General features: G+C 51.8%; 19 protein-coding genes. 11 read left to right on the top strand and 8 right to left on the bottom strand.

Annotated elements, in window-relative coordinates; translation table 11 throughout:
- Positions 1-146: 146 nt before the first annotated feature.
- From iaaA to gsiD, 5 genes are read left to right on the top strand one after another with little or no spacing between them, the layout of a single operon-like run.
- The gene (iaaA, locus tag FDX19_RS21435) at positions 147-1,112 is read left to right on the top strand and encodes a beta-aspartyl-peptidase (protein WP_137384305.1); all 966 of its coding nucleotides are present in this window, start codon (positions 147-149) and stop codon (positions 1,110-1,112) included.
- Positions 1,099-2,970, top strand: coding sequence for a glutathione ABC transporter ATP-binding protein GsiA (gene gsiA / locus FDX19_RS21430; protein ID WP_137384304.1), 1,872 nt, complete (start codon positions 1,099-1,101; stop codon positions 2,968-2,970). Before iaaA ends, gsiA begins: the two co-directional genes overlap by 14 nt.
- 28 nt (positions 2,971-2,998) lie before the next feature.
- Positions 2,999-4,537, top strand: coding sequence for a glutathione ABC transporter substrate-binding protein GsiB (gene gsiB / locus FDX19_RS21425; protein ID WP_137384303.1), 1,539 nt, complete (start codon positions 2,999-3,001; stop codon positions 4,535-4,537).
- A 46-nt stretch (positions 4,538-4,583) separates the two neighbouring features.
- Complete coding sequence (gene gsiC, locus FDX19_RS21420; RefSeq protein WP_137384302.1) at positions 4,584-5,504, top strand: glutathione ABC transporter permease GsiC; 921 nt, start codon at positions 4,584-4,586, stop codon at positions 5,502-5,504.
- 2 nt (positions 5,505-5,506) lie between these two features.
- Entirely contained in the window at positions 5,507-6,418 is a 912-nt protein-coding gene (gene gsiD, locus FDX19_RS21415) for a glutathione ABC transporter permease GsiD (protein ID WP_137384301.1), read from the top strand.
- A gap of 92 nt (positions 6,419-6,510) precedes the next feature.
- Here gsiD and rimO read toward each other — a convergent pair whose 3' ends face one another.
- Positions 6,511-7,818 carry a 30S ribosomal protein S12 methylthiotransferase RimO gene (gene rimO / locus FDX19_RS21410; RefSeq protein WP_137384300.1) on the bottom strand — a complete coding sequence of 436 codons (1,308 nt, stop codon included), beginning with the start codon at positions 7,816-7,818 and terminating at the stop codon, positions 6,511-6,513.
- A 457-nt stretch (positions 7,819-8,275) separates the two neighbouring features.
- Here rimO and glgP point away from each other — a divergent pair, with 457 nt between their 5' ends.
- Positions 8,276-10,726, top strand: coding sequence for a glycogen phosphorylase (gene glgP, locus FDX19_RS21400; RefSeq protein WP_137384298.1), 2,451 nt, complete (start codon positions 8,276-8,278; stop codon positions 10,724-10,726).
- A 35-nt stretch (positions 10,727-10,761) separates the two neighbouring features.
- Here the strand turns inward: glgP and FDX19_RS21395 are convergent, their stop codons facing one another.
- Positions 10,762-11,685 carry a LysR family transcriptional regulator gene (locus tag FDX19_RS21395; RefSeq protein ID WP_137384297.1) on the bottom strand — a complete coding sequence of 308 codons (924 nt, stop codon included), beginning with the start codon at positions 11,683-11,685 and terminating at the stop codon, positions 10,762-10,764.
- Positions 11,686-11,916: 231 nt separating this feature from the next.
- On the opposite strand from FDX19_RS21395, the gene bssR reads away from it, so the two are divergent.
- Positions 11,917-12,300: a biofilm formation regulator BssR gene (gene bssR, locus FDX19_RS21390; RefSeq protein ID WP_137384296.1), complete on the top strand. Its 384-nt coding sequence runs from the start codon at positions 11,917-11,919 to the stop codon at positions 12,298-12,300.
- Positions 12,301-12,402: 102 nt separating this feature from the next.
- Positions 12,403-13,500 (top strand): PQQ-dependent sugar dehydrogenase, encoded by a 1,098-nt coding sequence (locus tag FDX19_RS21385; RefSeq protein ID WP_137384295.1) that lies wholly within the window; start codon positions 12,403-12,405, stop codon positions 13,498-13,500.
- 5 nt (positions 13,501-13,505) lie between these two features.
- On the opposite strand, the gene FDX19_RS21380 is transcribed toward FDX19_RS21385, so the two are convergent.
- Positions 13,506-14,132 (bottom strand): glutathione S-transferase family protein, encoded by a 627-nt coding sequence (locus tag FDX19_RS21380; RefSeq protein WP_137384294.1) that lies wholly within the window; start codon positions 14,130-14,132, stop codon positions 13,506-13,508.
- A 327-nt stretch (positions 14,133-14,459) separates the two neighbouring features.
- Between FDX19_RS21380 and dacC the strand changes: the two genes are divergently transcribed.
- Complete coding sequence (gene dacC, locus FDX19_RS21375; protein ID WP_137384369.1) at positions 14,460-15,662, top strand: serine-type D-Ala-D-Ala carboxypeptidase; 1,203 nt, start codon at positions 14,460-14,462, stop codon at positions 15,660-15,662.
- Positions 15,663-15,710: 48 nt separating this feature from the next.
- On the opposite strand, the gene deoR is transcribed toward dacC, so the two are convergent.
- Both deoR and ybjG read right to left on the bottom strand, forming a co-directional pair.
- A complete protein-coding gene (gene deoR, locus FDX19_RS21370; RefSeq protein WP_137384293.1) occupies positions 15,711-16,469 on the bottom strand; it encodes a DNA-binding transcriptional repressor DeoR in 759 nt (252 codons plus the stop codon).
- 64 nt (positions 16,470-16,533) lie between these two features.
- Positions 16,534-17,142: an undecaprenyl-diphosphate phosphatase gene (gene ybjG / locus FDX19_RS21365; protein ID WP_137384292.1), complete on the bottom strand. Its 609-nt coding sequence runs from the start codon at positions 17,140-17,142 to the stop codon at positions 16,534-16,536.
- Positions 17,143-17,438: 296 nt separating this feature from the next.
- On the opposite strand from ybjG, the gene FDX19_RS21360 reads away from it, so the two are divergent.
- A complete protein-coding gene (locus FDX19_RS21360) occupies positions 17,439-18,671 on the top strand; it encodes an MFS transporter (RefSeq protein ID WP_137384291.1) in 1,233 nt (410 codons plus the stop codon).
- A 26-nt stretch (positions 18,672-18,697) separates the two neighbouring features.
- On the opposite strand, the gene FDX19_RS21355 is transcribed toward FDX19_RS21360, so the two are convergent.
- The 3 genes from FDX19_RS21355 to FDX19_RS21345 form a co-directional block, all read right to left on the bottom strand.
- Positions 18,698-18,979 carry a hypothetical protein gene (locus FDX19_RS21355; protein ID WP_048212166.1) on the bottom strand — a complete coding sequence of 94 codons (282 nt, stop codon included), beginning with the start codon at positions 18,977-18,979 and terminating at the stop codon, positions 18,698-18,700.
- A 107-nt stretch (positions 18,980-19,086) separates the two neighbouring features.
- Positions 19,087-19,902 (bottom strand): Cof-type HAD-IIB family hydrolase, encoded by an 816-nt coding sequence (locus FDX19_RS21350; protein WP_137384290.1) that lies wholly within the window; start codon positions 19,900-19,902, stop codon positions 19,087-19,089.
- Positions 19,902-21,110: an MFS transporter gene (locus FDX19_RS21345; protein WP_137384289.1), complete on the bottom strand. Its 1,209-nt coding sequence runs from the start codon at positions 21,108-21,110 to the stop codon at positions 19,902-19,904. Before FDX19_RS21345 ends, FDX19_RS21350 begins: the two co-directional genes overlap by 1 nt.
- Before the next feature lie 85 nt (positions 21,111-21,195).
- Between FDX19_RS21345 and FDX19_RS21340 the strand changes: the two genes are divergently transcribed.
- A complete protein-coding gene (locus FDX19_RS21340) occupies positions 21,196-21,744 on the top strand; it encodes a TetR/AcrR family transcriptional regulator (protein ID WP_137384288.1) in 549 nt (182 codons plus the stop codon).
- Positions 21,745-21,749 lie beyond the last annotated feature (5 nt).

The following is a 21,749-nucleotide window of genomic DNA, read 5'->3' as shown; positions in this document are numbered from 1 at the left end:
CGTAGGTTAAACGGATTGGCTCTGTAGAAGGGGCCTTTACCTTTACATGACGTCTGCATCTTTCTATATTCAAAAATCGAATCAATAACTCACAGAAATTCTGATATTTATAACCCCGTTACCTGCCACCTTAATGGATGAAAAAAATGGGCAAAGCAGTCATTGCAATTCACGGCGGCGCTGGGGCAATAACCCGCGCAGAGCTAAGCCAGGAGCAGGAGTTGCGTTACATACAGGCGCTGTCAGAAATCGTTGAAACCGGTCAACGTATGCTGGAAGCGGGCCGTAGCGCGCTGGATGTTGTCACTGAGGCCGTGCGCCTACTGGAAGAGTGCCCTCTGTTTAACGCCGGAATTGGTGCTGTGTATACCCGTGATGAAACCCATGAACTGGATGCCTGCGTCATGGATGGTAATACCCTGCAAGCGGGTGCTGTTGCCGGAGTCAGTCATCTGCGCAACCCGATCCTCGCGGCGCGTCTGGTGATGGAACGCAGTCCTCACGTCATGATGATTGGCGAAGGGGCGGAAAATTTTGCCATTGCGCAGGGCATGGAACGGGTTTCTGCTGATGTGTTCTCTACCCCTGAACGCTATGCGCAACTGCTGGCGGCGCGTGCTGAGGGGAAAACGGTACTTGATCATAGCGGCACTCCGCTGGATGAGAGCACCAAAATGGGCACCGTCGGCGCGGTGGCGCTGGATGTTTTCGGCAATCTGGCTGCGGCGACCTCGACCGGTGGAATGACCAACAAATTACCGGGGCGGGTGGGCGACAGTCCTCTGGTTGGCGCAGGTTGCTATGCCAACAATGCCAGCGTTGCGGTTTCATGTACGGGAACCGGAGAAGTATTCATTCGTGCGCTGGCGGCCTATGACATTGCGGCGCTGATGGATTATGGCGGCCTGAGTCTGTCAGAGGCGTGCGAGCGCGTGGTGATGGAAAAGTTGCCGGCGCTGGGCGGCAGCGGTGGATTAATTGCTATCGATCATGAAGGTAATGTGGCTTTGCCGTTTAACAGCGAAGGTATGTACCGCGCATGGGGATACGCTGGCGATACGCCAACCACCGGTATTTATCGGGAAAAAGGAGATAGCGTTGCCACACAGTGATGAGCTTGATGTCAGTGACGTACTGGCCGTCAGCAACCTGAATATCGCCTTCGAACAAGAGCAGCAGCGTATCAGCGCCGTCCGAAATCTGTCGTTTCGCCTGAAACGTGGAGAAACGCTGGCGATTGTTGGCGAATCGGGTTCCGGCAAATCGGTAACGGCCTTGTCGCTGATGCGTCTGATTGAACAGGCGGGCGGCGAGGTAAGCTGTGATGCGATGTTGCTACGGCGGCGCAATCGGCAGGTGATTGAACTCGGCGAGCAGAGCGCAGCCCAGATGCGCCATGTGCGCGGCGCGGATATCGCGATGATTTTTCAGGAGCCGATGACGTCGCTCAACCCGGTGTTTACCGTCGGCGAGCAGATCGCTGAGTCCATTCGCCTTCACCAGGGAGCCAGTCGCGAAGAGGCAATGGTGGAAGCCAAGCGCATGCTTGACCAGGTTCGAATCCCCGAATCGAAGGCCATTTTATCGCGCTATCCACATCAGCTTTCCGGCGGAATGCGCCAGCGAGTGATGATTGCCATGGCGCTATCATGCCGACCAGCGGTGTTGATTGCTGATGAGCCGACGACGGCGCTGGACGTCACTATTCAGGCGCAGATCCTGCAACTGATAAAAGTGCTGCAGCAAGAGATGTCGATGGGGGTCATTTTTATCACCCACGATATGGGCGTGGTGGCAGATATCGCTGACCGTGTGCTGGTGATGTACCAGGGCGAAGCGGTCGAAACAGGCAGCGTTGAGCACATTTTTCATGCTCCGCAGCATCCTTACACTCAAGCGCTGTTGGCGGCTGTGCCGCAACTTGGGGAGATGCGCGGGCACGACCTTCCGCGACGCTTCCCGCTTATTTCTCTGCACGATCCTCATCATGTTGAACCTCAAACCGAGCAGGACACGGTGGTTGAGGGAGAGCCGATTCTGCGGGTTCGCAACCTGGTGACACGTTTTCCCCTGCGTAGCGGCATCCTTAATCGCGTGACCCGCGAGGTGCATGCGGTGGAAAACGTCAGTTTTGATCTCTGGCCCGGTGAAACGCTTTCACTGGTTGGCGAGTCGGGTTGCGGTAAATCAACGACCGGGCGGGCATTGTTGCGTCTGGTGGAGTCCCAGCGTGGGGAGATTTTCTTCAATGGACAACGCATTGATACCCTGGCTGCCAGCAAGTTGCAGCCGCTGCGTCGGGATATCCAGTTTATCTTCCAGGACCCTTATGCGTCGCTCGACCCCCGCCAGACGGTGGGATACTCCATCTTAGAGCCACTGCGGGTGCACGGTTTGTTACAAGGTGATGCAGCGACAAAACGGGTCGCATGGTTGCTGGAGCGTGTCGGGTTGCTGCCTGAGCACGCCTGGCGCTATCCGCATGAATTTTCCGGCGGTCAGCGGCAACGTATCTGTATAGCCCGGGCGTTGGCGCTCAATCCAAAAGTGATCATTGCCGATGAGTCCGTCTCGGCACTGGATGTCTCGATTCGCGGGCAAATTATTAATCTGTTGCTCGACCTACAGCGGGAAATGGGTATTGCGTACCTGTTTATTTCCCACGATATGGCGGTGGTGGAGCGTATTAGTCACCGCGTGGCGGTGATGTACCTGGGGCAGATTGTTGAGATCGGCACCCGACGGGCGGTGTTTGAAAATCCACAGCATCCCTACACGCGAAAACTGATGGCGGCAGTCCCGGTTGCCGATCCATCGCATCAAAGGCCACAGCGCGTGCTGTTGTCGGATGATATCCCCAGTAATATCCGCAAACGCGGTGAAGAGATCCCCCCGGTTTCACTACAGTTAGTAGAACCGGGGCATTATGTTGCGCGTGCGTCAGCGGAAAATGCGCTTTCGCGTTTATGACAGGCAGGCAGGGTTTAAGGAAAATAACATGACAAAAATTGTTGCCCGTAAATGGCTGGTTGCTCTGGGGGTCGCCTCAGCGCTGGCTGCATCCCCGTCCTGGGCTGCCAAAGATGTGGTGGTTGCGGTAGGGTCTAATTTCACCACGCTCGACCCTTATGATGCCAACGACACGTTGTCGCAGGCGGTCGCCAAGTCGTTTTACCAGGGACTGTTTGGCCTTGATAAAGAGATGAAGCTGAAAAATGTGCTGGCGGAAAGCTATACCGTTTCTGATGATGGCCTGACGTACACCGTTAAACTGCGACAGGGCGTGAAGTTTCAGGATGGGACTGATTTCAATGCGGCTGCGGTAAAAGCCAACCTCGATCGCGCCAGCAATCCGGAAAATCATCTTAAACGCTATAACCTGTATAAGAATATCGATAAAACCGAGGTGGTTGATCCCGCTACGGTGAAGATTACGCTGAAGCAGCCATTCTCTGCCTTTATCAATATTCTGGCGCATCCGGCTACGGCGATGATATCTCCGGCCGCGCTGGAGAAATACGGGAAAGAGATAGGCTTCCATCCGGTAGGGACGGGGCCGTATCAGCTTGAAACCTGGAATCAGACCGACTTTGTCAAAGTTAAGAAGTTCGCGGGCTACTGGCAGCAAGGGTTGCCAAAGCTTGATACGATTACCTGGCGTCCGGTAACGGACAACAATACGCGTGCGGCAATGCTGCAAACCGGGGAAGCGCAGTTTGCTTTCCCTATTCCGTACGAGCAGGCAGCGTTACTGGCGAAGAATAAAAACCTGGAACTGGTCGCCAGCCCGTCTATTATGCAGCGTTATATCAGCATGAACGTCACGCAAAAACCGTTCGATAATCCGAAGGTGCGCGAGGCGTTGAATTATGCCATCAACCGTCAGGCGTTGGTGAAAGTGGCGTTTGCGGGTTATGCCACGCCGGCAACTGGCGTTCTTCCGCCATCGATAGCCTATGCGCAAAGCTACACGCCGTGGCCTTACGATCCGGCAAAAGCACGCGAATTGCTGAAAGAAGCGGGTTATCCCAACGGCTTTACCACCACGCTGTGGTCATCCCATAACCACAGCACCGCGCAGAAAGTGCTGCAATTTACTCAGCAGCAGCTGGCGCAGGTGGGCGTGAAGGCTCAGGTCACTGCGATGGATGCTGGGCAGCGGGCCGCAGAAGTCGAGGGCAAGGCGCAGAAAGAAAGCGGGGTACGGATGTTCTACACCGGCTGGTCGGCGTCTACGGGCGAAGCGGACTGGGCGCTGTCGCCGCTGTTTGCGTCACAAAACTGGCCGCCAACCTTGTTTAATACTGCGTTCTACAGTAACAAGCAGGTGGACACTGATTTAACGGCGGCATTGCAGACCAACGATCCGGCGCAAAAAGCGCAGTTGTACAAAGACGCGCAGGATATTATCTGGAAAGAGTCGCCGTGGATCCCGCTGGTGGTGGAAAAACTGATCTCGGCGCACAGTACGAATTTGACCGGATTCTGGATCATGCCTGACACCGGGTTTAGTTTTGATGACGCGGATTTGAAATAAGCTATTCATTCGGCCCTGCCTGGACGGGGCCGGCGAAGGGAGTCTGATGCTCAACTATGTTTTCAAGCGCCTGCTGGGGTTGATTCCGACGCTGTTAATTGTGGCGGTGCTGGTGTTTTTATTTGTTCACTTGCTACCCGGCGATCCGGCGCGGCTTATTGCCGGACCGGAGGCCGATGCAGAGGTGATTGAGTTGGTACGTCGGCAGTTGGGCCTCGATCAGCCGCTGCACGTTCAATTCTGGCATTACATGACCAACGTATTACAAGGCGATTTCGGTACCTCGATGGTTTCTCGCCGTCCGGTTGCCGACGAGATTGCCAGCCGTTTTATGCCGTCGCTGTGGCTGACGATCGCCAGCATGGCGTGGGCGGTTTTGTTTGGTATGACGGCGGGGATCATTGCCGCTGTTTGGCGCAACCGCTGGCCTGACAGGTTGAGTATGACGCTGGCGGTCACTGGGATCTCTTTCCCGGCCTTTGCGCTTGGTATGCTGTTAATGCAGATCTTTTCCGTTGAGTTGGGTTGGCTACCAACCGTAGGCGCGGATACCTGGTTGCACTACATTCTCCCTTCAATCACGCTAGGGGCGGCGGTGGCGGCGGTACTCGCCCGTTTTACCCGCGCCTCGTTTGTCGATGTGCTTAGCGAGGACTATATGCGCACCGCGCGGGCGAAGGGAGTGAGCGAAACCTGGGTGGTGCTAAAACATGGTCTGCGTAACGCGATGATCCCGGTTGTCACGATGATGGGGCTGCAGTTTGGCTTTTTGCTGGGTGGCTCGATTGTGGTTGAGAAGGTCTTCAACTGGCCTGGGCTTGGGCGCTTGTTGGTCGACTCAGTTGAAATGCGTGACTATCCGGTGATCCAGGCCGAAGTGCTGTTATTTTCCCTGGAATTTATTCTTATCAACTTAGTGGTGGATGTGCTCTATGCCGCCATTAATCCGGCTATCAGGTACAAGTAAGGATGCGATTTTTTAACTGGCGCCGACAGGCGATTTTAAATGCGATGCCCCTCGTTAAGCCAGATCAAATACGTACGCCGTGGCATGAGTTCTGGCGTCGTTTTCGTCGTCAACATGTTGCGATGATCGCGGGGTTATTTGTGCTGGCCCTGATCCTGGTGGCCATCTTTGCCCGTTGGCTGACGCCGTTTGATGCTGAAAACTACTTCGATTACGACCGGCTGAATGACGGACCGTCGATGCTGCACTGGTTTGGCGTGGATTCGTTAGGCAGGGATATTTTTAGCCGCGTACTGGTTGGTGCACAAATTTCGCTGGCGGCCGGGGTCTTTGCCGTCTTTATTGGTGCGGCGATTGGCACGGTGCTGGGGCTGCTGGCCGGATATTACGAAGGCTGGTGGGATCGGCTGATTATGCGTATCTGTGACGTACTGTTTGCCTTTCCAGGGATTTTGCTGGCAATAGCTGTGGTGGCGGTGTTGGGAAGCGGGATTGCGAATGTGATCATTGCGGTTGCGGTGTTTTCCATTCCGGCTTTTGCGCGACTGGTTCGTGGCAATACGTTGGTGCTTAAGCAACAGACATTTATTGAGTCAGCACGCAGCATTGGTGCCAGCGACGCGACCATTATCTTTAACCATATTTTGCCGGGTACGGTCTCTTCAATCGTGGTTTTTTTCACCATGCGTATCGGGACGTCAATCATTTCTGCCGCAAGTCTGTCCTTCCTCGGTTTAGGGGCACAGCCGCCGACGCCGGAATGGGGAGCCATGCTCAATGAAGCGCGGGCTGATATGGTGATTGCGCCCCACGTGGCAATTTTCCCGGCGGTGGCGATATTCCTGACGGTGCTGGCGTTTAACCTGCTGGGGGATGGGTTGCGCGACGCGCTGGATCCGAAAATTAAAGGGTGAACCGTAGGCCTGATAAGACGCTTCAGCGTCGCCATCAGGCACTGCCGGATGCGGCATAAATGCCTTATCCGGCCTACGTTGGGTTACGCTATTTAAACGCGCGTGCCCCACAGGTCGTATTCATCTGCGTTTTCGACTTTCACGCGGAGGATGTCGCCAGGCTTCACGTTGGTTTCGCCATTCAGATATACCGCACCGTCGATTTCAGGGGCATCAGCCATACTTCGACCAATCGCGCCTTCTTCGTCAACTTCATCAACGATGACCAGAATCTCGCGGCCTACTTTCTCCTGCAAACGTTCAGCAGAGATCTGTTGCTGCAGTTGCATAAAGCGGTTCCAGCGTTCTTCTTTTACCTCTTCCGGGATTTGATCTGGCAGATCGTTGGCTCCTGCACCTTCTACCGGGCTGTATTTAAAGCAGCCGACGCGGTCCAGACGCGCTTCTTTCAGGAAGTCGAGCAGCATCTGGAAGTCTTCTTCAGTTTCGCCCGGGAAGCCAACAATAAACGTTGAACGCAGGGTCAGTTCAGGGCAGATCTCACGCCACTGTTTAATCCGTGCCAGCTGTCGGTCCACAGAACCAGGGCGTTTCATGAGTTTCAGAATACGCGGGCTGGCGTGCTGCAGTGGGATATCCAGATACGGCAGGATTTTCCCTTCCGCCATCAGCGGGATCACATCATCGACGTGCGGATACGGATAGACGTAGTGCAGACGGGTCCAGATGCCCAGTTTTGACAACTGTTCGCACAGGTCAACCATGCTGGTTTTAACCGGCTCGCCGTTATGGAAACCGGTACGATGCTTCACATCCACCCCGTAAGCAGAAGTATCCTGGGAGATCACCAGAATCTCTTTCACGCCCGCATCGACCAGACGTTTAGCCTCGCTTAGAACGTCGCCAATCGGACGGCTCACCAGATCGCCACGCATGGATGGAATAATGCAGAATGTGCAGCGGTGATTACAGCCTTCAGAAATCTTCAAATAGGCATAATGGCGCGGGGTCAGTTTGACACCCTGCTCTGGAACCAGACTCTGGAACGGGTTGTGCTTCGGCTTCGGCACGTAGTGATGCACGTGCTCCAGAACCTGTTCATAGCTGTGCGGTCCGGTAATTTCCAGCACCTTCGGGTGGACTTCACGGATCTGATCGACTTTGGCGCCCAGACAGCCAGTGACGATCACTTTGCCGTTTTCGTTCAGCGCTTCGCCAATGGCTTCCAGTGACTCCTGAACGGCGCTGTCGATAAAGCCGCAGGTGTTAACGATGACCATATCCGCATCGTCGTAACTTGGCACAACATCATAGCCTTCGGTACGAAGTTCGGTCAGGATGCGCTCAGAATCGACGAGGTTTTTCGGACAACCTAGTGATATAAAACCAATTTTTGCCATTTTCTTATACTGTACATTGCTCGTAATCGGGGGATTATACAGATGCCTTCACACGACATCTATATCTGATCGGCATAATACGCAGAGAATACCCATTGCGTGTTTCTGTTAGTGAAAGGTGTTTAGCGAGTCTAATTCCGGCTTTAAGTGCCACTTCTTGGCTATAGAAACTTATTATCGTAAATTTTATCTCGTCGAGCGTTATTAATGAGGTTTATTTTGAAAGAGATTGTTTTGAAGTCGAAACTTGAAATGGCTAAAACACTGTATGCTAACGGAGTGAGTTTATATTATATCTCCCTGGCTACGGGACTGAGTTGGCGGGTATTAATGTCGGAATTAAGTTTTCTCGCCAGTCATGAAGTCATTCGAAATAACACTGACGCTCGCAAAGCAGATTTTAAATAATTCACCTGTCTGTTACGTATCCTACAATATTATGAAAGGTAATGCCCATATGTATATTTCACCGCTGCCGGTCACCCCGGATTCTGATGTTGATAAGCTGAGAGATGATATCGCTAATAAGCTTTTATTTACTATCGGTAAAGATCCCGCGATTGCCACGAAACGGGAGTGGTTGAATGCGACGTTATATGCTGTACGCGATCGAATGGTTGAGCGGTGGCACCGCTCAAATCGGGCACAATTCTCTCAGGATGCCCGCCAGGTTTATTATCTGTCGATGGAGTTTCTTATCGGCCGCACGCTCTCCAATGCGCTACTGTCTTTGGGCTTATATGATGAAGTCCGGAGCGCGCTGGAGGCGATGGGGCTGGATCTGGAAGAGCTGATCGACGAAGAGAATGACCCTGGGCTTGGAAATGGCGGGCTGGGTCGTCTGGCGGCCTGTTTCCTTGATTCGCTGGCAACGCTGGGCTTACCTGGATGCGGTTACGGTATTCGCTACAATTACGGTATGTTTAAACAAAATATCATTGATGGCGTTCAAAAAGAGTCTCTGGACTACTGGCTGGAATACGGGAACCCATGGGAGTTCAAACGTCATAATACGCATTATAAAGTGCGTTTTGGCGGACGTGTGCAACTGGAGGGGAATAAAGCCCGCTGGATTGAAACCGAGGATATTCTGGCTGTCGCACATGACCAGATTATTCCCGGCTATGCGACCGACACGACAAATACGCTGCGGCTGTGGAATGTGCAGGTGAATAGTGAGGTCAATGCCGGGAAATTAAATCCACATGATGACTTTGCCACCGAAGTGGAAAATAAATACCACTTTGATCGGATTTCACGGGTCCTGTATCCGGATGACTCCACCGATGCCGGACGAGAACTGCGCTTGCGGCAGGCTTATTTTCTGGCCTCGGCAACGATTCAGGATATCCTGAGTCGCCATTACCAGTTACACCGGACTTACGATAATCTGGCGGATAAAATTGCCATTCACCTCAATGATACTCACCCGGTATTGGCGATTCCGGAACTGATGCGTCTGCTGATTGACCATCACCAGTTCAGTTGGGATAACGCGTTTGATGTGACCTGTCAGATTTTTTCATACACCAATCACACGCTGATGAGTGAGGCGCTGGAGACATGGCCGGTCGAAATGCTGAGTCGAATTTTGCCGCGTCACTTGCAGATTATTTTCGAGATTAACGATCGCTTTCTGAAGACGTTGCAGGAGCGATATCGTGATGACAGTGAGCTGTTGAAACGCGTATCGCTCATTGATGAATCTCATGGTCGCGTGGTGCGCATGGCCTGGCTGGCCGTCGTGGTTAGTCATAAGGTAAACGGCGTGTCGGCACTCCATTCCAAATTGATGACGGAATCGCTGTTTGCTGACTTTGCACGCATCTTTCCGTTGCGTTTCACCAATGTGACCAATGGCGTCACGGCTCGCCGCTGGCTGGCGCTGGCTAATCCTCCGCTTGCAAAAGTGCTGGATGAGAATATCGGTGATAGCTGGCGGACCAGGTTAATGCAGTTGGGTGAGTTGAAGCAATATATTGATTATCCGTCGGTGAATGAGGCGGTACATCGAGCGAAACGCGCAAACAAGCAGCGACTGGCGCACCATATTGCAACACAGTATGGGGTGGTAGTGGATTCTGGCGCATTGTTTGATGTGCAGGTGAAGCGTATTCATGAATATAAGCGGCAGTTACTGAATGTGCTCCATGTCATTACTCGCTATAACCGCATTAAAGCGGCACCGGATGCAAACTGGGTGCCGCGTGTGAATATCTTTGCGGGAAAAGCGGCGTCGTCCTATCACATGGCGAAACAGATCATTCGCCTAATTAATGATGTGGCGAGATTAGTGAATAACGATCCGCAAATCGGCGGCAAGCTGAAGGTGGTGTTTATCCCGGATTACAGCGTCAGCCTGGCGCAAATGATCATTCCGGCAGCCGATCTTTCTGAACAAATATCTCTGGCCGGGACGGAAGCATCCGGTACCAGCAACATGAAGTTTGGGCTGAATGGGGCGCTCACAATCGGTACGCTGGATGGCGCGAATATAGAAATGCGTGAATACGTTGGGGAAGATAACATCTTTATTTTTGGCAATACGGCGAGTGAGGTTGATGCGCTGCGTCGCGATGGCTATGACCCACGCTGTATTTTTGAAAACGATGCGGAGTTACATCAGGTACTGACGCAAATGGGTACGGGGGTGTTCAGCCCACAAGAACCCGGACGCTACAAAGATGTGCTGGATTCGTTAATCAACTTTGGCGACTACTATCAGGTATTAGCGGATTACCGCAGCTATGTGGACTGCCAGGATTCGGTAGATGATTTATATCGTTATCCCCGTGAGTGGACGACAAAGACGATGCATAATATTGCCAATATGGGGTATTTCTCGTCAGACAGAACGGTACAGGAATATGCTGACCATATCTGGCGTATCGCTAAAATCCGCGTGTAGTTATTAATGGCGGCATTTGATCTCCCGGGATTTTATCACCGGGAGGTTGTTTGTAAATCAGCCAGAATGGGTGACAGTATTTTATGGGCTGCACCATCTTTGCGTGAAGAAGAAAACACACTAAATTGCGGTAATGGAAATGGTGTGTTTATCTTTTTAAGACCATACAGATGCGCATGTGTTTCAAATACCTTTTCCGGGATCACCCCTAAGCATTGGGTTGTGGACACAATAGTCAGTATTGCCGTAAAAGAAGAGGTCAGCAGACAACGTTCACCGGTTCTGAATTTTTTATCCACAATACTCCGGTGGTAAATTATTTTTTCATTTTTGGTATTGTAGCCCACCAGGTTGGCACTTCTGAACTGCTCCTCTGTAATTGCATTTCCGTATAACGCAGTATTCTGCGAAGCGACAAGGACCAGCCGCATATCAGATATTTTCTGGCAGATGATATTTCCTGATTCAACGGAAAATGTTGAAAACACCACATCGGCCTGGCGCATGTTTAATAACTCAACAATGCTCTGCTCGTTTAAATCAGCGGTGAGGTGCAGGAGGCTGATATCCGCATCGGTATTGATTATTCTGGCTGTGACATCGGGAATAACAATCGGGGAAATAAATGACTCGGTATACAGCGTTAGCCTTTTTTTCGCCGCCGGAGAGGAAAGCGGCATCAGCGTCGATAGCTTGTCGATAATCGGGATCGTGTTGTCATAAAGTTCATCGGAGTAGACAGTTGGTAACAGTGCATTTCCGCTACGGACGAAGAGATTATCTCCCATCATTTCTCGCAGTTTTCGTAGTGACTGGCTGACGGCTGAAGGTGAAATGTTCAGCATATCAGCGACTCTGGAAATACTACCCACGCTATAGATCAAACAGAAAATTGTCAGCAAATTCAGATCGATTTTGGATAGTGTGCGTATTTTTTCTGCATCACTTGCTTTTGACATACATCCCTCATAATCAGCGCTATGGCAGTAATCACTTCAGGTATAGCAAAAAATGTTCGGTACGCCAGAAACGTGATGTTTTGCGTATGCGCAACACCTGCATCAGGTCGAAAGTTGTAACATTGTAAATTATGTTAATCAATTAGGCTTTATTGATATAGAGCATCAATTTGTGCAAAAAACAACCATACTATTAAGTTGCACCATGGTTGGAAAGAGGAGGAACAAGGTATGGTTGTTGACAGACTGAGAACCGATCTTCTCAACAAATTGATAAACGCCCGTATCGATCTTGCCGCTTATCTGCTGTTGAGAAAAGCGAAAGGCTATATGTCAGTCAGCGAGAGCGATCGTCTGCGTGATAACTTTTTTGAACTGAATCGCGAGTTGCACGATCAATCACAGCTCCACGGTATGCATCTTGATCAGGAAGAGTGGAATGCCCTGCGTCGTGCTGAAGGGGCGTTAGCCGCCACCGCTGTTTGTCTGATGAGTGGACATCATGATTGTCCGAACTTTATTGCCGTTAACGCAGAGAAACTGGAAAACTGCCTGACAACGCTGACGCTGAGTATCCAGAGTTTGCAAGCTTATTCAACGCTGGAACACATCTGAACCAGGGGGAGGGCGCTCCCCCTTTTCGTTAAGATTATGTAAAAGTGGCGGGATAATTCCCCTTGCTGGCTACGCTTTAAGCAGAGCCATTAAGGAGGTGCTATGCGTCGACTCTTTCTCTGTGTTGCCTCATTGGCGTTGCTTTCCCCCTATGCCGCTGCCGTCAAGGTGGAGGTCCTGCAAACCAAACTCGACCACCCGTGGTCGCTGGCCTTTTTACCGGATAATCGCAGTATGCTGATTACGCTCAGAGGAGGGCAGCTTCGGCTCTGGCAACCCGATAAGGGGCTTTCCGATCCACTGACTGGCGTACCTAAGGTTTGGGCGAATGGCCAGGGCGGCTTGCTTGATGTGGTGTTAGCGCCGGATTTTGCCCAATCCCGGCGGGTGTGGCTTAGCTTTGCGGAAGCTGACAGTGAAGGCAAAGCCGGAACAGCAGTAGGCTACGGGCGGTTAAGTGACGATCGTAAACACCTGCAGGGCTTCCAGACGGTGTTCCGCCAAATGCCTAAGTTATCAACCGGGAACCATTTTGGTGGGCGTATGGTATTTGATGGCAAAGGTTATCTGTTTATAGGCCTTGGCGAGAATAACCAGCGCATAACCGCTCAGGAGCTGGATAAATTACAGGGCAAAGTGGTTCGACTAACAGACGAGGGCAAAATTCCACCGGATAACCCGTTTGCGAACCAGACTGGCGCGCGGGCTGAAATATGGTCGTATGGCATCCGTAATCCGCAGGGGATGGCGATGAATCCCTGGAGCGATGCGTTGTGGATCAACGAGCATGGTCCGCGTGGCGGAGATGAGATCAATATCCCCGAGAAAGGGAAAAACTATGGATGGCCAATCGCGACATGGGGCGTTAACTACAGTGGTTTCAGCATCCCTGAAGCAAAAGGCTCAATTGTGGCGGGCACCGAGCAGCCTATCTTTTACTGGGAAAAATCACCTGCTGTCAGTGGGATGGCCTTTTATAACCACGATACGTTCCCACAGTGGCGACACAAGCTGTTTATTGGCGCACTGAAAGAACAGGGGGTGATTGTGTTAAGCGTGAAAGGCAATACAGTGACGGAAGACGGGCGTATTTTGCATGACAGAGGGCAACGAATCCGCGATGTGCGCGTCGGACCAGACGGTTATTTGTATGTATTAACCGACGAGTCCGACGGGGAACTGCTGAAAGTGAGTCCCTGACAGGATTAGCTGACCGGGATCATCACGACTTTCTGGAATGCCGGGCGCTCGGTGAGCTGTTGATACCAACGTTCCAGGTGTGGACGCGGCGTCCAGCTCAGGCCGACATTAAACAGGTTATAGATGAACGGCGCGACGGCGATGTCTGCAGTGCCAAATTCAGCGCCAGAGAACCACGTCCGGTCGGCCAGCGCGTTGTCGAGAATGGCAAACAGGTTATCGCAGACCTTCGCACCGGCCTCGATGGCTGCCTGATCGCGTTGATCGGCAGGGGTTCTGACCAGACCAAATAAGATAACCCGATGTGCAGGGCTCAGCGTCTGGTTAGCCCAGTCCATCCATTTTTCGCCCTCGGCGCGTTTCGCCGGGGCGTCAACCCACAGTCGTTTTTGCCCGTACTGGGCCGCCAGGTAGCGGACAATGGTATTGGATTCCCACAGCAATACGTCTGTTTCGTCATCGCGTAGCAGTGGAACCAGCCCGTTAGGGTTCATCGCCAGATAGTCTGCGTCATGATTTACGCCATGCTGTCCGCCAGCCAGAATTTGGCTGTACGGCAGTTCCAGTTCTTCGAGTGTCCACAATACTTTTTTTACGTTGGTCGAATTATTGCGACCCCACAGTGTAATCATAGTAACCCCGCAAATTAATTGAGCAGCGTTATGGCTGCATTCTCTATCTGACTCGCTCACATGGTGGGGTAAACCTAATATTTACGCAACAAGGCGCAAAAAAATCGTGATGAGAGCAGCGCAGCGCAGCGTTATTGCATAAACTTTAAAAACTTTACCAACTTACGGTTTCTTTAAGCTCGTTAGTGCGTTATTACTCACCGCACTTATTTTACACGTCATCCATCAGAACTTTTCTGTATGGTTGGCTGAGGCAACTTGGCCGGTTTTGTGTAAACACGGTGTGGTATGACGTGGTTTTTTGGAATGGATACTCGGGTGGCATTTATGACGCAATACTTCTCTTCCCTACGCAGCCTTGCTGCAGGTTCAGCACTGTTAATCCTTTTTGCGCCGACCGTACAGGCGGCGGAACAACCAACGGCCCCGCCGAGCGTTGACGCACGTGCGTGGATCTTAATGGATTACGCCAGCGGCAAAGTGCTGGCGGAAGGTAATGCCGATGAGAAACTGGATCCCGCCAGTCTGACCAAGATTATGACCAGCTATGTGGTCGGTCAGGCGCTAAAAGCCGGGAAAATTAACCTGAATGACATGGTTACCGTCGGGAAAGATGCCTGGGCGACCGGGAATCCGGCCCTGCGCGGCTCTTCGGTGATGTTCCTCAAGCCTGGCGATCAGGTTGCGGTGTCCGATCTGAACAAAGGCGTGATCATTCAGTCTGGTAATGATGCCTGTATCGCGCTCGCTGATTATGTTGCCGGAAGCCAGGAATCGTTTATCGGTTTGATGAACGGCTATGCGCAAAAACTGGGACTGACGAACACGACTTTCCAGACGGTACATGGTCTGGATGCCGCGGGGCAGTTCAGTACCGCGCGTGATATGGCATTGTTGGGTAAAGCGTTAATCCACGATGTGCCGGAAGAGTACGCCATCCATAAAGAAAAAGAGTTTACCTTTAATAAAATCCGCCAGCCTAACCGTAACCGCCTGCTGTGGAGTACCAACCTGAATGTGGATGGTATGAAAACGGGCACCACGGCGGGAGCCGGTTATAACCTGGTTGCATCCGCGACACAGGGCGATATGCGTTTGATTTCCGTCGTGCTGGGGGCAAAAACCGATCGCATTCGCTTTAATGAATCCGAAAAGCTGCTGACATGGGGTTTCCGCTTCTTTGAAACCGTTACGCCGATTAAACCGGATGCCACCTTTGTGACCCAACGTGTCTGGTTTGGTGATAAGAGTGAAGTCAATCTGGGCGCCGGGGAAGGTGGGTCTGTGACCATTCCGCGCGGTCAGCTGAAAAACCTGAAGGCGAGCTTTACCCTGACAGAGCCACAACTGACTGCGCCACTGAAGAAAGGCCAGGTTGTGGGGACAATCGACTTCCAGTTGAACGGAAAATCTATTGAACAGCGTCCGTTGATGGTGATGGAAGCGGTGGAAGAGGGGGGATTCTTTAGCCGGATGTGGGACTTCGTTATGATGAAATTCCACCAGTGGTTTGGTGGCTGGTTCTCTTAATTGCTGATGCCGGATGACGAGGTGATAGCACCGTCATCCGGCACAAATTTAGTACATCAATTTGATATTCTGCGCTTTGGCATACTCGACAAACTCATCATCCGGGCGGTTATCGCTGATGATGGTATCAAAGCGTTTTAATTCGCCCATCCTCGCGGGACGCACCTTCCCAAACTTGCTGTGATCAACCACCAGAACATGATACTGCGCCATCGACATCGCCCAGTGTTTAACCGGTAATTCCTCAAGGTTAAAACAGGTTGCGCCTTTATCAATATGTACGCCAGCTGCGGAATAAAAAGCGATATCCGGGCAGACGTTATTCAGGGTTTCCTGGAAATCGAGTGGCTTGAAAATAGCATTACTGGCATGGAATTCGCCGCCACATAAAATGACGCGGCACTGTGGTTTCTCCTGCAACACCAGAAACGTATTCAGTGAATAGCAGATTGCGGTGAACGGTAATTCATTATCGATCGCTTCAATGATCCACGGCGTTGTTGTTCCGCAGTCGAAGAAAACGGTCTGATGCGCCTGGACGAGGCTGGCTGCCTGCTGCGCTGCCCGGCGTTTTTCATCAACCAGGCGGGATTTTTGATCGCTGATTAAATAGTGGCTGGCGCTACGGGGTTCCAGAACAATATAGCCCCCAAGCAGTACAACCGGGGCCGTGTTATTATTCAGATCGCGACGAATGGTCATTTCTGATACACCCAGCAGTGTCGCGGCTTCTTTAAGGTGTAATTTATCGCTGCGTTTTAGCGCCTGCAGTAATTGACCAATACGCTCGTCGCGTCGAGTTTCCATAGTTCCCCTGGAGAGTAGAATACGTGCTCAGTTTCGCGCTTAATACTACTCTCTTTACCGTGGGTTAGTCACGTACCCAGCCTTTACGAATAGGCAGGGCGAAGCAGGTGCGATAGCAGGTCTGCAAACCGTGGTACAGGGTTGTGCCGAATCGTTGCCAGATCATCTGGGCGCTCAGGCAACCGATCAGACCGGCCAGTAACCCCCCCAGCATATCCAGCGGCCAGTGTACGCCGAGGTAAACACGCGACCAGGCAATCGCCACGGCGACGACCATCAACAGTGCTCCGGACCACAGGCGGTGCCAGAACAGGAAGGCCAACGCGAAGGTAAAGATAACCGTACCGTGGTCGCTCGGGAAAGAGTCATCTGCAGCATGGTGCAGGAAGTTGTAGCCGATATGATTGACGAATGGCCGGTCGTGAGGAAATAAATGCCCCATGAGCCATGAAATGGTCAAACCGACTGCCAGCGCAATCGCCATTTTTATGACCAACTGGCGCTGGATGGTCACGCGGTTTTGCGGTCCCCAAAGCCAGAGAACGATCGCCAGTAGCGGTACGATGCTAATCAGATCTTTGGCAATAAAAATGGCGAGCGAGATCGTCCATTGCGCAGAGTCCGGCGTGGCGTTGATCAAGTAAAAAAGCGAGTTGTTCAGATTTTCCAGCATAACATCCAGACTCAATGTAATCGTTAAAAAGGCCCATATTGGGGATCATAAAATTGCTTTCAGGCGATAAAAAGCGGTCTTGTCCTATTTGTCTGTTAAATGACGCTTTTTAAGACAATTAATGAGGCCTATTGAGCATGATAGCGGCCTCAACTTAAATTAACCTTAAAACAAAAAGCTATCGTGCAATTGAGTGTAAAAATGTGCGCATTTTGCTTTCAAATCACATAATTCACTATCACCAGTACGGCGCATTTATTACACTTTGCGCGTTTTTTCATTGGTTAAGAGATTGCATGCAGAACCGTTTATCTTCAGGCGCCCGCTTGGGGCGTCAGGCATTACTTTTCCCTCTCTGTCTGGTGCTTTACGAATTCTCTACGTATATCGGTAACGATATGATCCAACCCGGAATGTTGGCGGTGGTGGAGCAATATCAGGCCGGTCTGGATTGGGTTCCAACATCTATGACCGCTTATCTGGCAGGCGGCATGTTTTTACAGTGGTTGTTAGGACCGCTGTCGGACCGTGTTGGTCGTCGTCCGGTGATGTTAACCGGGGTGGTTTGGTTCATTGTGACTTGCCTCGCAACGCTGTTTGCACAAAATATTGAGCAATTTACTTTCCTGCGTTTTTTACAGGGGATCAGCCTGTGCTTTATTGGCGCGGTAGGTTACGCCGCCATTCAGGAGTCCTTTGAAGAAGCGGTGTGCATTAAAATCACTGCGCTAATGGCAAACGTAGCATTGATTGCGCCGCTTTTGGGGCCGTTGGTTGGGGCCGCATGGGTACATGTCCTTCCGTGGGAAGGTATGTTTGTCCTGTTTGCCGCGCTGGCGGCAATCGCCTTTTTTGGCCTGCAGCGCGCGATGCCGGAAACGGCTACCCGTCTGGGCGAGAAGCTTTCCATCAAAGAGTTGGGCAAAGATTATAAGCTGGTGCTAAAGAATGTGCGTTTTGTCGCAGGCGCACTGGCATTGGGCTTTGTCAGTCTGCCATTGCTGGCGTGGATTGCGCAGTCCCCGATCATTATTATCAGTGGCGAACATCTCAGCAGCTACGAATATGGCCTGCTGCAGGTGCCTATTTTTGGCGCACTGATTGCCGGTAACCTGGTGCTGGCGCGTCTGACATCGCGCCGCACGGTGCGCTCGCTGATTATCATGGGGGGCTGGCCAATCTCTGTGGGATTGATCATTGCTGCCGCGGCCACGGTTGTTTCTTCGCATGCGTATCTGTGGATGACGGCAGGTTTAAGTCTTTATGCGTTTGGCATTGGCGTGGCGAACGCCGGGTTGGTGCGCCTGACGCTGTTTGCCAGTGAAATGAGCAAAGGGACCGTTTCAGCAGCAATGGGTATGCTGCAAATGCTGATCTTTACCGTCGGTATTGAGCTGAGCAAACATGCTTATCTGCTGGGTGGAAACGGCTTGTTCAGTCTGTTTAATCTGGCGAGCGGTGTGCTGTGGCTGATTCTGATGGTTATCTTTCTGCAAGATAAGCGGGTAGGGAATTCCCGGGAAGGTTAAAGCCCGGTTTCCGGGCTTTGCAATCATTAGTGATGGTCGTCAATCTGATGCTCGATGACCATCCCTTCACCTACGCTGGCAACATGACGCGCATACGGATGTGCGCGGTAAACAGGGGCTGGAGTGGCAGCCGGAGCAACATAAACCGTTTGCGGGGCAGTAGCGACACTGACCGCCTGCGGAACGTTGACGGAAGAAGGAACGACCACCACTTTGTATCCGCTTGGCACATCAACGGTAACATTCTGTGCAAATGCTGTTCCTGCAAATCCCAGCAACACTGTTGCCATCAGTACACTTTTCTTCATAATTCGCTCGCCTGAAATATTCACTGGAGTTAATAATCCAGCGGGTTAATTTGAGGCGGATTATGAATAGATCATGCCCTCATTTTGTTGCCGTCTGTGCTGATGCGTTAACGAGTAAAGGGCGCCTCATTTTTTAGTACGCGATCTATAACATTCAGCACGCCTTCTTCGTTATTCGAACCCGCACGATATTTTGCTGCCTGAACAACAGGTTCGTGAGCATTGGCCATTGCGAAGCTAAATCCGGCCTGGCGTAGCATCTCAATATCATTTCCACCATCACCAAATACCACGACCTCATCGTTGCTGATATTCCAGCGTTGTTGCAGCAGGCGTAAACCGTTGGCTTTATGAACGCCCGGAATAATTAAATCGATACTGCCGTAGCCGGTATGCACCGGTACCATAATGTCGCCAATCGACTCATGAAGATCTGCCTGCACCTGGGGAATGCGATCGTCGGAGATATTCAGGCCAAATTTGAAGAATACATCGTTGATGTTGTCGAAGTTATCGACAAATTCAAGACGGTGATAATACATGGCAGAGATGGATTTATGCTCATCGCTGTACTGCTTCAGGGTGTAGGCGCTGTTTTTACCGCAGGCGATAATCTCGATGTCTGCGCGGGTTAGCAGATGCTCCACGATGGTCTGGAAATCGTCTTTTGCCAGCTCACCGTTAAAAATATCTTCCCCTTCGCTGACCACCCAGCCCCCGTTTTCTGCCACAAATGAGATTTCGTCGGCCAGTTCGGGGAAAAAAGAGATCAGCTGGTAATACTGATTGCCACTGGCAACCACAAAGCGGATCCCCTGCGCTTTCATTTGACGGTACTGCGCCATAAACCGCTCGCGGTTATAGGTCTTTTGGTCACTTAAAAACGTGCCGTCCATGTCTACTGCAATTAACTTGATACCCATTAGCCGTTCTCCATCACAGTTGTATTTTTGACATCCGGTTTAGCCACAGCCTTCGCAACGATGGCTGCAACAAGCACCAGCGCCAGCACAACCAGCATGGCGCTGCGCAGGCCATAGTGTTCACCCAAATAACCCAGCAGCGGCGGACCGACCAGGAATGCCAGATAGCCAGTAGTCGCAACAACGCTCACGCGGGTTGGTGCATCAGGACCGGTATCGCTGGCGGCCGAAATGGTCAGCGGGAAGCCGAGAGACGCCCCCAGCCCCCAAAGGATCACCGAGACGCCTGCCACCCATGAGCTGTCGACAAAAATGATCAGGCTGATACCGAGCGCGCCCATCAGTGCACTGGCGCGGACTACTGCCACACGGCTGTAGCGGTCGATGAACCAGCCACCGGTGAAGCGCCCGACGGTCATACCGAGCGTAAAGCCGGCATAAATCAGCGATCCGGATGTCGGGCTAAATCCATGCCCATCAACCATCAGTAATGGCAGCCAGTCGTTGGCGGAACCTTCGGCAAACGCCATCGCCAGCACCACGACGCCAATTAGCAGCAATTGGATATCGCGATAGAATGGCAACCCTTTTTCAACGGCGTGCGAACCGTCAGTCGCATTCTTACCTGTGCCGTCGGGGATAGCCTTAATCGCGATAAAAATAGGGGTTACAGCCACCATTGCCGCCAGCAGAATATGCGCGGTCGCGGGGACGTTGACGGCGGTAAGTACCATGCCAACACCGGCGCCAGCCAGCGTTCCCAGGCTGTAAAAACCATGCATCATCGGCAGCACAGTTTTGTTCATTTCACGCTCAACCGCTGCGCCTTCGACGTTGATTGCAACTTCAGCCGCGCCAAAACTGGCGCCAAACACGCCCAGACCAAACGCAAACAGCCAGGCGGAATGCAACCATAATGCGAGGCTGAGAATTGTCATGCCCAGAACCGCGCATGACATGGTGGCGCGGATGACGTTTCGTGTGCCAAATCGTTTCACCAGCCAGGCCGAACAAAGAATGCCGCTCATCGAGCCAACTGAGAGTCCAAACAACACCGCGCCCATTTCGGCGGTGGAAATAGAGAGGATATCTCGGATGGCAGGGGTACGCGTCGCCCAGGAAGCCATTAATAAACCTGGTAAAAAGAAGAACGTGAAAAGCGCCCACATACGGCGTCTTAGGGCTTTGCGTGATGAGATGCCAGTCATGAATTCGAGCCAAAGATAAGAGGGAAGAAGACAACATTAGCAAGGTTGTGTACATTTGTACATAAATGCAAGAAGAGGTAATGCAGTGCGACGCGCGAACGATCCACAACGACGGGATAAAATAGTTCAGGCCACGCTGGATGCGGTTGTAATCCATGGTATTCATGGGGTTACACACCGGAAAATCGCCATGATTGCCGAGGTGCCGCTGGGCTCAATGACCTATTACTTTTCGGGAATAGATGAGCTTTTAATGGAGGCCTTCGCACGTTTTACTGACACCATGTCTGTGCAATATCAGGCATTTTTTGCCGGTGTTGAAAATGCGTCACAGGCCTGCCATGCCATTACCGACATGATCTATAGCTCCCAGGTCACGACGCCTGGCAATATGGAACTCATGTACCAACTGTATGCGTTTGCCAGTCGTAAACCGGCGTTAAAGACGGTTATGCAAAACTGGATGTTACGCAGTCAGCAGACGCTGGAACAGTGGTTCGCGCCGGTAACCGCACGCGCGCTGGATGCGTTTCTTGAAGGTATGACGCTGCATTTTGTCACGGACAAAAAACCGCTATCGCGAGCAGATATTCTGATGATGGTGGAACGCATTGCTGGCGTGCCGCAGAAGTAAAATCA

Origin of the sequence: Citrobacter sp. wls619 (assembly GCF_005281345.1) — a bacterium.
In the GTDB taxonomy this organism is placed as follows: domain Bacteria; phylum Pseudomonadota; class Gammaproteobacteria; order Enterobacterales; family Enterobacteriaceae; genus Citrobacter.
This window is presented reverse-complemented; position numbering and strand designations above follow the sequence as displayed.